Source organism: Bacillus sp. VA13, from assembly GCF_055710085.1.
On the sequence record NZ_JBVQPP010000001.1, the window covers coordinates 1,477,869 to 1,491,509 of the forward strand.

Below are 13,641 nucleotides of genomic sequence, written 5' to 3' on the forward strand. Positions count from 1 at the left end.
TTTCTTTAACCATAATAATATTGTGTCGAAATACATAGTAATCCAACAAGGATGGCTGCCCAACTCAAATTGGAAAAAATTAATAGGAGTTATCCCTAGATTCATCACTGCGATATCGTGTATAATGAGGGCGAATTATTTTAAAAATTACAGATGTCTGCCTTTGTTGCTATTTCGTACTCAGTTGATAGTCGTGAGTTGTGGTTAGTCAAGTCCATCCGATCTTATGATAGGGAGTGGTTTTTTGAAACCTTCAACAAACCGTATGCTAACTCGAATCAAATCAGTTTACATGTTTATCCAAGAAAAAGGTCTTGTGACAACACAGGAACTGGTTGACGAATTCGGCATTACACCTAGAACGATTCAAAGAGACTTAAATGTGTTGGCATATAATGACCTTGTTCATAGTCCAAGCCGTGGCAAGTGGGAGACAACGAGAAAGAAAGTAAAGATTACCTCATAAATTGAAAAATTACATAGGGCCGCCTGTGAGCGGCCTGATAGATATAGGGCGAAGAAACTTCTGAGCCTTGTTTTTGTGTGCTTATCAATAAAAAATCCCGCATCGAAATGCGGGATTTTTTTCATGCTTGCGGCTCATTCAGCCACTGAAGCTCTTCTTCTGTAAGCTCACGATATTCTCCCGGCGCCAGAGCGGGATCCAAGGAAACTGGCCCCATCGAAAGCCGCTTCAGATAAATGACTTCATTGCCGACAGCCTTTGCCATCTGCTTGACCTGATGGTATTTTCCTTCTGTAATCGTCAGGTATATGACGGTATTGCCGTTGTCGTTTGCTTTGATTTCCGCTTTTGCCGGCTTTGTTTTATAGCCGCCTTCAATGTAGACACCCGTTTCCAAATCGGAGATGCCTTCCGGCGAAATCTCTGATTTTAAATGGACTTCATACGTTTTGGGAACATGCTTTTTAGGCGAAAGGAGCCGATGTGCGAGCTGGCCGTCATTTGTAAGCAGCAAAAAGCCCTCTGTATCTTTATCAAGCCTGCCGGCGGGAAACGGCTCAAATCTCATCTCCTCTGGCGTCAGCAGATCGATCACTGTTTGCTGCCGGCTGTCCTCAGTCGCCGACAGCACTCCCTGGGGCTTATTCATCATAAGATAAATGAACTCGCGGTAATCAACCGGTTCCCCGTATACAGTAACCTCCTGCGTATCAGGATCAACGTGCGCCTTTACATCTTTGGCCGGTTTACCGTCGACCATGACGGCACCCGCCTTCACAACAGCTTTTACTTCTTTTCTGGAACCATACCCGCTGTTGGCAAGCAGCTTATCAAGTCTCATACCCGATCTCTCCTTTATAAAAGAAAGCCCGCAGCATGCGAGCTCTCAGTTTCAATATATCTTGTTCATCAGCCAGCATGTCTGCCTCTCTTTAAGAACCCCGGCAAACGGCGGCCTAATATTTTCTGCAAAAATCCTAACCGGTAGCCGCAATACAGATAGACAGCTCCGCCTACAGCTGCCGCAATCACCACAACGATCGCAGCTTGCACCTGGCCATCCTGGTAGGAAATAAAGAAGCTTAATACCCACTGTACGATTTTCACGGCAATACCCATAATGGCTGATAAGACCAGCATCAAAACAGTCCGTTTGACTAATATCTTATACGAATAGCCTGCATGGCGCTTAATCATGATAAATCCGTATAAAAGTGAAGCGATATATCCAAGCGCTGTCGCTAAAATCGCGCCGTCAGCCTGCATCAGCTTGATCAGCGGAACATTCAGCACAAGCTTGATCACGACGCCGATCACAAGGCTGACCACCGCAAATTTTTGTTTATTGATCCCCTGCAGAATAGCTGCGTTGACCGTAAATAAAGAGAACAGAATCGCAACTGGCGAGTACCAAAGCAGAATGTTTGCCCCCAGCTCAGGATGAAGACTCTCTGATCCGTAAAAGAACGTATACGTCGGTCCTGCCAATAGAGATATCCCGACAACAGCCGGAATAATTAAAAACAGGATCGTCTGCATCGTTTGATTGATCTGCTGATTCAGCAGCTTATAGTTTCCGCTTGTAAACGATTCAGTAATCGTTGGAATTAATGTCAGTCCGAAAGCCGTTGCAAGGGAAACCGGGATCATCACGAGCTTTTGTACATACAGGGTAAGAATCGCCAGCATGTCCTGACTGATGGCTTGATGGCCGGCTTCAATCATCGCTTTGTTAAACGTATTTGTATCAATATAGTTATACAAAGGGATGGCTAGTCCGACAAAAACGTACGGAGCGGCATAGCTGAACAGCTCGAAAAACATTTTCTTGTAGCTTAAGTTTGCTGTCGGTCCCGTATTCGGCATCATCGCCAACAGGCTGCTCTTCCGTTTGTTCCAATAAATATACAGCACGATCAATCCTCCGAAGGCGCCGATCAGCGCTGCAAAGGTTGCATAACCGACAGCTATTACAAGGCCGCCGTTGAAAACCTTCAAAATCAAGAATGTCGCACTCAGTAAAAAGATGATGCGGACAATCTGTTCAACGACTTGGGAAACAGCTGTCGGCCCCATCATTTGGTGCCCTTGAAAGAATCCGCGGACAAGGCTCATAATCGGCACGACCAAAAGCGCTAAGCTGACCATGCGAATGACATAAACGACATGATCGATTGTCAGGCCGTTATTATCCTTGCCTCCCAGCGATATTTCCGCAAAAATCGGAGCGGATAAATACAGAATGAAAAAGGCAATCATTCCAGTGACGAGCATAACTGACATGCCCGCCTTGAGCATTTTTCTGCTTGTTTCATAATCCCCTTTGGAATTATATTTGGAAACAAATTTAGAAACAGCGGCCGGAAAGCCCATCGTAGCAATATTCAAAAATAAAGTGTATTGGTTGTATCCGTATTGAAATAATGCACCGCCTGTCGCCCCGACCATAATGCTGAAGGGAATTAAATAGACCATTCCCAGAATCCGCGATATATATGTACCGAGCGTTAATACAAACGTGCCTCTTAACAGTTTGCTTGACATGTTTCTTCATCACCATTTTCTACGAAGATTCAACTTTTCTATTTTACCACAACTAGGCATTTAGACGGTAATAAATACAAAAGCAATCTTGTGAACATTCAGGTTCGCGGCAAAAGACGTTTAAGGAGAGGCTTTCTTTCGCTATAATAGTACTGCGGACAGGGTGTTCGCACACGAAACGGAAAAAGAAAGTTGATGATAAAGATGAAGCAATATGACGTAATCGTAATCGGCGGAGGCCCATCAGGCTTGATGGCTGCGATTGCAGCAGGTGAACAGGGCGCAGATGTTTTGCTGATAGATAAAGGAAATAAATTAGGCCGGAAACTCGCGATTTCCGGGGGCGGCCGCTGCAATGTGACGAACCGCCTTCCTGTAGAGGAAATTATTAAGCACATCCCCGGCAACGGGCGTTTTTTATACAGTGCGTTTTCTGAATTTAGCAATGAAGACATTATCAAGTTTTTTGAAAATCTAGGCATTCAGTTGAAGGAAGAAGATCACGGCCGGATGTTTCCTGTAACAGACAAAGCCCAAAGTGTCGTTGACGCGCTATTAAACAGGCTGAAACAGCTCCGCGTAACGATCAGAACGAACGAGAAAATTAAATCTGTCATCTATGAAGATGGACAAGCAGCAGGGATTGTGACGAATAATGGCGAAATGATCCATAGTCAGGCAGTCATTATCGCTGTCGGCGGTAAAAGTGTGCCTCATACCGGAAGCACGGGAGACGGCTATGAATGGGCTGAAGCTGCGGGGCATACCATAACAGAGCTGTTTCCGACAGAGGTGCCCGTCACATCTGCCGAACCGTTCATTAAGCAAAAAACACTTCAGGGCTTATCACTAAGAGATGTTGCTGTCAGTGTGTTAAATAAAAAAGGCAAACCGATCATCACACATAAAATGGACATGCTGTTTACCCATTTCGGCCTCTCGGGACCTGCCATTCTCAGATGCAGCCAATTTGTCGTGAAAGAGCTGAAAAAACAGCCGCAAGTGCCAATCAGAATTGATTTGTATCCGGATATCAATGAAGAAACACTATTCCAAAAGATGTATAAAGAACTAAAGGAAGCACCGAAAAAAGCCATTAAAAACGTGCTGAAACCTTGGATGCAGGAGCGCTATCTCCTATTCTTGCTCGAAAAAAACAGCATCTCTCCGAACGTATCATTTTCTGAGCTGCCGAAGGACCCTTTCAGACAATTTGTAAAGGACTGCAAGCAGTTTACCGTTCTCGCAAACGGCACACTGTCTCTTGATAAGGCATTTGTCACAGGAGGAGGAGTATCCGTAAAAGAAATTGATCCGAAAAAGATGGCTTCTAAAAAAATGGAGGGTCTTTATTTTTGCGGTGAAATTCTGGATATCCACGGCTACACAGGAGGATACAATATTACCTCCGCACTTGTAACAGGAAGGCTTGCGGGGCTCAATGCCGGTCGCTTTGCCCGCTCTTGACCAGCCTTTTCAAATTTTTACAAAACGCTGAACATTTGAAAATTCTCCGCATTCATGTTAGGGTGGGACTTGTTTTGTTTCACCTGATTGCGGGGTAATTTTAAGAGAGGAATGATCTGCCAGCGTACGACCATACTAAGCCTACGAGCAGATATAGGCGTACACAAAAAATTTAGAGGGTGAGAATATTTGAAAAATATATCTAGTGTATTTTGGATTGTGATTGTGATCACAGCTGCCGCTGTATTGTGGGGCGTTGTTTCTCCTGACAGCCTGCAAAACGTATCCCAATCTGCACAAGCATTTATCACCAATTCGTTTGGTTGGTATTATCTTTTAGTTGTCTCATTGTTTGTCGGGTTCTGTCTCTTTTTGATTTTCAGCCCGATCGGCAAAATTAAACTCGGAAAGCCCGATGAAAAACCGGAATTCGGGTTATTATCATGGTTCGCCATGCTGTTCAGCGCAGGCATGGGAATCGGCTTGGTATTCTACGGTTCGGCTGAACCGATCAGCCATTACGCAATTAGCTCTCCATCAGGTGAAACAGAAACCCCCCAAGCCTTTAGAGATGCACTCCGCTATACGTTTTTCCACTGGGGTCTGCACGCTTGGGCCATTTATGCCGTCGTGGCATTATGCATTGCCTATTTCCAATTCCGAAAAGGCGCTCCAGGATTAATCAGCAGCACGCTGTCACCGATTCTCGGCGATAAAGTTAACGGACCGATCGGCAAATTGATTGACTGTATTGCTGTTTTTGCCACAGTCGCCGGGGTAGCGACAAGCCTTGGTATCGGAGCGACTCAAATTAACGGCGGATTGAGTTACTTATTTGGCATCCCAAATAACTTTCTCGTTCAATTTATCTTGATTGCCATTGTTACTGTGCTTTTCTTGATTTCTGCGTGGAGCGGACTCGGAAAAGGCATTAAGTATTTGAGCAACACCAATATGGTATTAGCTGGACTATTAATGCTGTTTGTGCTGTTTGTCGGGCCTACCGTACTGATTATGAACTCATTTACAGATTCTATCGGACAGTATATTCAAAACATCGTGCAAATGAGCTTCAGACTGACACCGTACGATCCTGAAAAACGTGAATGGATTAACGGCTGGACGATTTTCTATTGGGCATGGTGGATTTCCTGGTCTCCATTTGTCGGCATTTTCATCGCCCGGGTATCCAGAGGACGGACGATCCGTGAATTTTTGATCGGTGTCTTGGTAACACCATGTATTCTCGCGTTCCTATGGTTCTCTATCTTTGGCGTATCGGCTATGGATCTTCAGCAGAATGGCACATTCAATGTAGCGAAGCTGTCAACTGAAACGATGTTGTTTGGAACACTTGACCATTATCCGCTGGCGATGGTGACATCTATTTTGTCATTGATCCTGATCGCTGTATTCTTTATTACGTCTGCTGACTCTGCAACATTTGTGCTCGGCATGCAGACGACATACGGCTCATTGAACCCAGCCAATTCAGTAAAATTCAGCTGGGGCATCATTCAATCTGCCATGGCTGCTGTCCTCTTGTATTCCGGCGGTCTTTCCGCTTTGCAAAACACAGCAATTCTGGCAGCGCTGCCGTTTTCTATCGTCATCCTGCTAATGATTGCCGCTCTCTATAAATCGCTCTCAAAAGAACGAAGAGAGATCAAAAAAGCGGAGAAAATCGACAAACCGAGAAGTCCAAGAGTAAAAAAGGCATATTAACAAAAAAGATCTTTCCGCGCCCGCGGGAAGATCTTTTTTTATTTTCGATATAGAATAAGGGCGGAAAAACAGTAAAGCTGCTCACCGTCCGGGTCGCACGCCGCCGAAACCGTATATTTGATATCAATCAGCTGCTCCTCCGAAATCCCTTTTAAAAATGAATTGATTTCCGTCTGTAAGTCTTTTTCATGTTCTTCATCAAATACTGCCACCTTCAGCATCTTATCCGCTCTCCTTTCTCTATCAATCTATTCCGTTGGGAACAGCGTTATGATAGAGAAATGATGATCACCTCGTCTCCGGATAAAAAGCTTCCCGTGTAAGATGTTTCTTCTGCGGCACACCGTCTTGGTGCTCCACTTTCAGCAGTACGGCATAAACAATTCGCATATGACAGTAGCTGATCAGGCTGACGCTGAAAAAAGGGACAATGCCGGGCAGGTACGCAAGCAAGAAAAACAGAGCGACAGTCAGCGCAAGCATGACGAGCGTATATTGCAAATACGCCACACTGAGCAAGAGCGAAAACTTCACATACAGACGTTTTTTCCAGTCAAAATGGACAAGCAGCGGAAACACATAAAAAAGCATGGATACGAACAAAAATCCAAATATCATAATAGCGAAGCGCAGAACATGCAGAAGGAAATGGCTTGGATAAATAAAGGCCAAATCGATATAAATGATCAATCCGATGATCGCCAATACAGCGCCAATCAGATTTGAACGAAAAAATTCAGCCTTGTATTCCCGCCAAAACGTTTTTAGCACTGGAACGTTGTCCTGCCCCTGAATCCATTTCCGCATGACAGCGAATAAAGCTGCGGTCGCGGGCATGATGCCGAACACACCGAGACCGAGCAACGTAAAAACCAGCCAAAGCAAGTTTGTATACGCAAATCTCATGATCCACTCGCAAAAGCGCAGCACCCGCCCCATTGAACCATCATGCTCCACGGCAGTCCCTCCTTTTCCGCATTATACATTTTGCATTTGAAAAAGCCTTTTAATGTCGATCGGCTTCTTTTCGGCAACCGAGCGCCACATCCCCTCACCAACCGCGATGGAGTAGGCTCCTGCTTCAGCCCCGGCTAAAATGTCATAGCGGCGCAGCGGGTCTTTTCCTAAAAAAAGATCCTCAAGCAATAGCGGGTCGCCTCCGCCGTGCCCGCCCTCGTTTTTGACCACTTGTATTGTCTGCTTTGATTCAAAAAGCGGATAGTATTCGATCGTCTGCTCAGGAAAAGCAAACGGAATTCTGGAAGGCTCGTGAAATTCATTTGATTCGATACGCCCTTTTGTGCCGTTGATCGTCAGCCGGTAGCCTTCATACGGGGCGGAAAATATGATCGAGTAGCTTAAAAGCGCGCCGCCGTCATATTTGACAGCCGCCACGTATGTATCCTCGATGTCAATCTCCTCGTCAAAAATACACGCGTCAGGCCTGTATGCAGTATATAAGCTGGACTGGTCCCCCGCTTGGAGATGATCATCCTTAACAGAGGCTTTGGAGGAGCGGGGATGCCATCTTGAATAGTAATGGCATTTTTCTTTGACCCGGCACGTCCCGCAAAAACGCCCGTCTTCTTCCGGCAGCGGGTTCCACTCACTGTCCGGCCCATAGTAATTCAAGGCACCGTAAGCAAATACCTCCGCCGGATTTTGCCCGAGCCACCAATTAACGAGATCGAAGTGGTGTGTTGATTTATGGACAGAAAGACCGCCGGAAAGTGGCCTTGACCGGTTCCAGCGTTTAAAATAGCTGGCGCCGTGATACGTATCAATATACCAATTCAAATCAACAGAGGTTACCCTGCCTATTTTTCCGTCCAGAATCATCTCTTTAATTTTCCGATGAAACGGGCTATAACGATAGTTAAACGCCACGGTCACTTTCCCTTTGCTTTTCGCCTCCGCCTCAAGCACCCGATTCGCATCCTGCACTGTCGTCACCATTGGTTTTTCTGTAATCACATCCATATCCCACTGAAGGCTTCTTAAGATATATGTGACATGTGTGTCATCCCTGCCTGCCACAATAACGATATCAGGCTTTGAAACGCGCATCATTTCATCAAAAGCATCTTCGTTGTACTCCGGTACGTGGGCAAGCTCGGGAAACTTCTTCTTGCATACGGCGAAACGTTTCGGATCAGCATCCAGCAATCCTGTAATCTCATAATGTGTTGAAAACCGCTCCATCAGCGGTTTGATAAACATACTCAGAGCTCTGCTGCTCAATCCGCAAATAACGATGTTCTTCAATGTCCTCACCTCTATCGGGCTTCAGTTAGTTGGGAAATCAGCTGCAGCGCTTCCTCTGTTTTTTTAGCGTACACAGGGATAAACGCCGCCATATTGCGATTCAATTGAAAAGAATAGCCATTCAGCTGTTTTTTCCCTTTTTCGATCCGAACGGCATAGACCGTTTTTTCTCCTGTTTTTTTATTAACAGTTGTATAAGGAGATGTTTTTTCCAACGGCAATCCATCTAACAGCTGAAAATTTTCCGGATCATCGTACGCTTGAAACATGTCTTCAGGCACGATGAAAACATCTCCCTCATGAGCGGTGATTTCAGTCAGCAGTTTTTCCGGAAAGGCTGGATAGATATCAACCTTCCCGGCCTTCTGCTCAACGGCCTCTTTGATGTTTTCCTGTACGCCTGCCTGCATATCAGAAAAGAGGATGACATGCATTCCGTCCAGCCTGCTTGAGCATGATGCCAAAAAGAGCACTGAGACGATCACACACAAAGCCGTACGTATACTTGTTGTCATTTCCCCGCTGACCTAAAAAGAGTCTCCAGCTCTGTCATAGCCAAAATAAACGCGCCGGCCCCGTGCAGGTCGTTTGTGCTTCTTTCCCGGCTGACATAATAGTCATAGAAGCCGGCTGACGTTCCGACACATATATCTTTAACGAGAAACGCACCGTCTTCTGTTGTTTCGGTTTTATGCTGAATCAGTCCTTGATACGCTTTGAACAGTGTTGGTTCGGATGCTCTGTCTAGATATCCTTTATTGATTCCTTTTGCGATTGCGTACATATACAGACAGGATCCTGAGCTTTCCAGCCAGTTATCGGGCCTGTCGCCCTTATCAACGATCTGGTACCATAACCCCGTCTCCTTGTCTTGATAGTGGCAGATGCTTTCAATCATGTCCTGCAGCGTTTTTTTCCACACGTGACGGTTTGGATGCTTTTTCGGCAGCTCTTCAATCATGTCAGCAAGAGACATGACGTACCACCCGATGGAACGCGCCCAGAATTCCGGTGAACAACCTGTCTCTTCATTGGCCCAAGGCATTTTTTTCGCTTCATCCCAGGCGTGATAATAGAGTCCGGTTTTTGAATCCTTCGTATGCTTTCTCATTAGCGACTCTTGGAGCACGACCTGATCAAACAGCTCCGGCTCCTGCTTCAGATTCGCATATTTCAGTGCGAACGGCCCGCCCATGTATAAACCGTCAAGCCACATTTGATAAGGATAGCCGTCCTTGTGCCAAAAACCATCCTCAGACGTCCGGTTCAGTGTCCCATACAAGCCGCGCAGCCTTTTTGCCGCTTTGACATACCGCTCATCCCAGGTCTGCTCGTATAATGGAAAAAGAATAAGACCCGCTTGAATAGCGTCAAGCTCATCTCTTCTAAATAATAGATTGCCATAATCATCGATTAAGAGATCTGCATAAGCCTTCGCATACTCAAAATACTGCTTTTGCCCGGTTGCTTCCCACAGCTGCAATACACCGCATAATAAAACACCCTGATGGTAGTGCCAGCGGTTTGCAGGCGGCAGCTCCTCCACTGTGTACGTGTTCATAATGGTTTTTGCCAATGCCTCCGCGTACGTAAGAGGCGATTTTACAGCGATTGATTGATCCATTGATCCCATCCCTTTCTTAATAGATTCCTTCCTCGCCAAATTTCTTCGCCAAACGATTCGCAAGCATGACCAAAATCAGCCCGACCGCCGCTTTAAATACGCCGACCGCTGTACTGTAGCTGAACTGGCCCTGTTTCAGCCCTGCAGTATAAACGTACGTATCAAAAATTTCCGCCACTTCCCTGTTTGTCGCGTTTAACAGCAAATACACATGCTCGAAGCCAAGCTCCAGCGTGTCTCCGATTTTCAAAATCAGCAAAACGACGATAACGCTTTTAATGGCGGGCAGCGTAATATGCCACATTTGCCGCAGCCGTCCCGCTCCGTCCATTTTCGCCGCTTCATACAGCTGGGGGTCAACTGCTGTAATGGCCGCCAGATAAATGATCGTCGACCAGCCCGCTTCCCTCCAGATGACCTGTAGAATATACAGGGGCCGGAACCAATCTTCGTTCAGCAGAAAATTGATTTTTTCGCCGCCAAAAAACACAATCAGTTCATTAATCAAGCCTCCGTCTACCGTTAAAAGCACAAACGAAAGCGATACAACAATGACCCAAGACATAAAATGCGGGATATAAATCAGCGTCTGAACAAATTTTTTAAAGAGAGCGATCCGCACTTCGTTTAATAGAAGCGCCAGCAAAATCGGCACCGGGAAAAATATAACCAGATTCAAAGCAAATAACACGAGCGTGTTTTTTAACAGGAGAAAAAATGTAGGCTCTGTAAACAGCCTGATAAAATGCTTCAGCCCAACCCATTCACTGCCCAAAATGCCGAGAAACGGCTGATAATCCTGAAACGCAATCACAATTCCCCACATCGGGACATACTTAAAAAGCAAAAAATAAATACACCCCGGCAAAATCATCAAGTACAAATATTTCTGCTGGATCAGCCTATTTAGTAAGCGCTTTCTTTTCTCTTTTTTAAAAATGACTGCATCAACAGCCGGCGCTTGCGCTTCTGCTGTTTTCATCTTTGCCAAGCCTCCTTTCACGGGTTCTTGCATTCACTGTAGCGCAGCAGGCAAAAGTCCGTCTACAATCATATGATCACATCCTGCCTTATCCCTTTATGATCAAGGGTTCAGCCGTTCCACCTGAAAAAAAGACACCGATATTAGAAAATGATTATTGACAATATCTATCAATCTTTGGATTAATTGTATTAAGGTGAAGTGGATGTTATGAAATGGGGGGTTTTATGAAAAGAAGCCAATACAAGTTTTATTACAAACTAATCACGTTTTTCTGTTTGCTCAGCACCATTCCGGTCATTCTGGTCGGATTGTTTTCGTACGAGCACTCTCAGAAGACTGCTATCTCCAACGTTTCGGAGGAAAAACTCGACACACTCCAGCAGACCCAGCAAAGCATTGAGCATATTTTGAAAACCGTCGATCACTCTTTAACCCACTATGTGAGTTCGCCGCCTCTCCTTCGCACACTGTCCGAGCCCTTGCACTCTGACCAATTTCAAATCTATAACCAAGTGAACCAAGAGCTCAACTATCTGCAAAGCTTTGATACCGACCTGTCCAACATGACACTAGTCAGTTATATGAAAAAATGGTACATGAACAATTCCGGCTTGTACCGCTTGAATACAGACTCTCTTCATGAAGCATCCGCAGCGTACACACAACACAAAGCAAGCCGCTCGTATTGGACGCTTGAAAAAAACAATCATTTGATTTCGACAAAAGAAGGCACATCAGAAAACTGCCGCTACAATATCAATTTGATTAAACAGCTTCCTCTAAACAGCACAAATACGAAGGGATTGGCCGCCGCAAGCATCCCGAGCTGTTCGCTTGTCAAAAACATGCCTGACTATTCAAACGCCAACAATCTGTTTATCATTGATGAAAAAGGCCGCATCATCCTGCATAACAACATGTCTGACATCGGTGAATCTCTTCAAAACGACGACTTTGTCCAACAAATGCTGGCGCAGACCGCCAATAGCGGTCAGTTTGAAACAGTTATTGACCGGATTCATTATAAAGTCACCTATCAAAAATCTGACTATAACACATGGACTTATTTCTCTCTCGTCTCCTTGCCTGAATTAAAAAAAGAGGCCAAGTCAATCGGCTGGATCACTTTTACGGTATGCTTTATTTTGTTAACGCTTTCATTATTATTCTCTTGGCTTGGCTCACGCCATTTTTACAAGCCGATCAGAGTGCTTTACGAATCATTTGCAAGGCATGGAGCCATACAAGATAAACAGCCGCCTCAAAATGAATTTGAGTTAATCGAACAGAGCTTTAAGCAGCTGAAGGACAGAAATGACGACCTTGAAGAAACGATGAAACAGCAGGCAACACATCTCCAGCAATATTTTATGGTCAGGCTCATGCTTGGAAAACTGACGGATGAGGAGGTCAATAACCGTTTTGAAAGCCTTGGTTTAAAGCAAAATTGGCGGCATCTCGCCCTGCTCGTGCTTCAAATTGATACGCTGAATCACACGCCTTATGAGAAAAAAGATATGGATCTGCTTTTGTTCGCCGTCAACAGCCTCATTGAGCGAAACATTCCGGCAGACAAACATCTTGCACCCGCCGTTGTGGACAAACAGCAAGCAACCATTTTGATCAACCAGAACGGGACAAAGGAAGAATTCTTGGCTGATCTGAGTGAGACTGCAAGAATGATTCAGGAAAAAGCGGAAGTTGAGCTGCAGCTGTCTGTCAGCATCGGCATCAGCCAGCCGTTTGATGCGCTCGCAAAAGCGAAAACAGCCTATGCGGAAGGCTCAGAAGCGTTGAAATACCGGCTCAAAGCGGAAAACAAGTCGATCATCTTTTACGAAGACCTTGACCAGAAAAAAACCTTCAAAACCCATTTTCCAAAGCAGCTTCAGCATGAGCTGTTCGATGCCGTAAAAGCGGGAGACAAGGAGAAAGCGGACAAATGCCTGCACGCGATTTTGCAAGCTATTTTCACCCAAAACACCAACCCGTATCAATTTCAAATCGCAATCGCCCGCTTCTTGAACCATGTGATTGAGCTGATGCATGTGCTCGGGATCGAATTGTTTGAGCTTGAAGAAAACAAAATGCTGTATGACCAAATTTTTGAGCTGAAAACGTTTGAGGATACCGAAAACTGGCTCAGGAATGAGTTCATTCATCCAATGACAGACAAAGTAAACGCCCGTGCGGATGCCCAGTACAAAAATATTTCCGACAACATTATTCATATCATCCACCATGAGTTTGAATCCGATTTGACACTGGACGAAATCGCCCGCAGGCTGCATTACAACCCAAACTATTTAAGCAGCATTTTCAAAAAAGAAATGGGCATTTCATTCAGCGAATATGTCTCCAGCTACCGCCACCATATGGCGAAAAGCTGGCTTGCCGAAACTGATATGGCGGTAAAAGACATTGCCGAAAAGCTGAAATATAAAAACTCGCAAAACTTTATCAGATCATTTAAGAAGCTGGAGGGGATTACACCGGGAAACTACCGCCAGCAAAAAAGGAGCATGTAAAAAAACCCAAAACGCGCAAGCGGTTTTGGGTTTTCCC

At 45.2% G+C, this 13,641-nt stretch carries 12 protein-coding genes; 4 read left to right on the forward strand and 8 right to left on the reverse strand.

The genetic code is table 11. The annotated features are described in order from the left end of the window. The first annotated feature begins 244 nt into the window (after window positions 1–244). A complete protein-coding gene (locus tag AC0C66_RS07650; RefSeq protein WP_003152337.1) occupies window positions 245–466 on the forward strand; it encodes a DeoR family transcriptional regulator in 222 nt (73 codons plus the stop codon). A gap of 121 nt (window positions 467–587) precedes the next feature. On the opposite strand, the gene AC0C66_RS07655 is transcribed toward AC0C66_RS07650, so the two are convergent. Both AC0C66_RS07655 and murJ read right to left on the reverse strand, forming a co-directional pair. After that, window positions 588–1,307: a pseudouridine synthase gene (locus AC0C66_RS07655; protein WP_014114819.1), complete on the reverse strand. Its 720-nt coding sequence runs from the start codon at window positions 1,305–1,307 to the stop codon at window positions 588–590. A gap of 68 nt (window positions 1,308–1,375) precedes the next feature. Beyond that, window positions 1,376–3,010, reverse strand: a complete 1,635-nt coding sequence (murJ, locus tag AC0C66_RS07660) for a lipid II flippase MurJ (protein ID WP_461845658.1) — start codon at window positions 3,008–3,010, stop codon at window positions 1,376–1,378. Window positions 3,011–3,214: 204 nt separating this feature from the next. On the opposite strand from murJ, the gene AC0C66_RS07665 reads away from it, so the two are divergent. Beyond that, the gene (locus AC0C66_RS07665) at window positions 3,215–4,477 is read left to right on the forward strand and encodes a BaiN/RdsA family NAD(P)/FAD-dependent oxidoreductase (protein WP_014114821.1); all 1,263 of its coding nucleotides are present in this window, start codon (window positions 3,215–3,217) and stop codon (window positions 4,475–4,477) included. A gap of 189 nt (window positions 4,478–4,666) precedes the next feature. After that, the gene (gene opuD / locus AC0C66_RS07670) at window positions 4,667–6,202 is read left to right on the forward strand and encodes a glycine betaine transporter OpuD (protein WP_461845659.1); all 1,536 of its coding nucleotides are present in this window, start codon (window positions 4,667–4,669) and stop codon (window positions 6,200–6,202) included. 38 nt (window positions 6,203–6,240) lie between these two features. Here the strand turns inward: opuD and AC0C66_RS07675 are convergent, their stop codons facing one another. The 6 genes from AC0C66_RS07675 to rmgP all read right to left on the reverse strand — a co-directional run bounded on the left by AC0C66_RS07675 (window position 6,241) and on the right by rmgP (window position 11,073). After that, the gene (locus AC0C66_RS07675) at window positions 6,241–6,423 is read right to left on the reverse strand and encodes a sporulation protein Cse60 (RefSeq protein WP_003223398.1); all 183 of its coding nucleotides are present in this window, start codon (window positions 6,421–6,423) and stop codon (window positions 6,241–6,243) included. A gap of 67 nt (window positions 6,424–6,490) precedes the next feature. Further along, window positions 6,491–7,159 carry a YesL family protein gene (locus tag AC0C66_RS07680; RefSeq protein ID WP_072181998.1) on the reverse strand — a complete coding sequence of 223 codons (669 nt, stop codon included), beginning with the start codon at window positions 7,157–7,159 and terminating at the stop codon, window positions 6,491–6,493. A 21-nt stretch (window positions 7,160–7,180) separates the two neighbouring features. After that, window positions 7,181–8,467, reverse strand: a complete 1,287-nt coding sequence (locus tag AC0C66_RS07685; RefSeq protein ID WP_061186794.1) for a Gfo/Idh/MocA family protein — start codon at window positions 8,465–8,467, stop codon at window positions 7,181–7,183. A gap of 11 nt (window positions 8,468–8,478) precedes the next feature. Further along, entirely contained in the window at window positions 8,479–8,982 is a 504-nt protein-coding gene (locus AC0C66_RS07690) for a lipoprotein YteS (RefSeq protein WP_461845661.1), read from the reverse strand. Then, entirely contained in the window at window positions 8,979–10,100 is a 1,122-nt protein-coding gene (gene rmgQ / locus AC0C66_RS07695) for an unsaturated rhamnogalacturonyl hydrolase (protein WP_461845677.1), read from the reverse strand. Before rmgQ ends, AC0C66_RS07690 begins: the two co-directional genes overlap by 4 nt. 7 nt (window positions 10,101–10,107) lie before the next feature. After that, the gene (rmgP, locus tag AC0C66_RS07700; RefSeq protein WP_014114828.1) at window positions 10,108–11,073 is read right to left on the reverse strand and encodes a polygalacturonan/rhamnogalacturonan ABC transporter permease; all 966 of its coding nucleotides are present in this window, start codon (window positions 11,071–11,073) and stop codon (window positions 10,108–10,110) included. A 215-nt stretch (window positions 11,074–11,288) separates the two neighbouring features. On the opposite strand from rmgP, the gene AC0C66_RS07705 reads away from it, so the two are divergent. Next, on the forward strand, window positions 11,289–13,604 hold the full coding sequence (locus AC0C66_RS07705) for a helix-turn-helix domain-containing protein (protein WP_090558252.1): 2,316 nt from the start codon (window positions 11,289–11,291) through the stop codon (window positions 13,602–13,604). Window positions 13,605–13,641: the final 37 nt, after the last annotated feature.

Bases quoted from the DNA above. Each gene is read 5' to 3' on its own strand.
- AC0C66_RS07655 (WP_014114819.1), bottom strand. From the start codon at position 1,307: ATGAGACTTGATAAGCTGCTTGCCAACAGCGGGTATGGTTCCAGAAAA.
- murJ (WP_461845658.1), bottom strand. From the start codon at position 3,010: ATGTCAAGCAAACTGTTAAGAGGCACGTTTGTATTAACGCTCGGTACA.
- AC0C66_RS07665 (WP_014114821.1), top strand. From the start codon at position 3,215: ATGAAGCAATATGACGTAATCGTAATCGGCGGAGGCCCATCAGGCTTG.
- AC0C66_RS07675 (WP_003223398.1), bottom strand. From the start codon at position 6,423: ATGCTGAAGGTGGCAGTATTTGATGAAGAACATGAAAAAGACTTACAG.
- AC0C66_RS07690 (WP_461845661.1), bottom strand. From the start codon at position 8,982: ATGACAACAAGTATACGTACGGCTTTGTGTGTGATCGTCTCAGTGCTC.
- rmgQ (WP_461845677.1), bottom strand. From the start codon at position 10,100: ATGGGATCAATGGATCAATCAATCGCTGTAAAATCGCCTCTTACGTAC.
- rmgP (WP_014114828.1), bottom strand. From the start codon at position 11,073: ATGAAAACAGCAGAAGCGCAAGCGCCGGCTGTTGATGCAGTCATTTTT.
- AC0C66_RS07705 (WP_090558252.1), top strand. From the start codon at position 11,289: ATGGGGGGTTTTATGAAAAGAAGCCAATACAAGTTTTATTACAAACTA.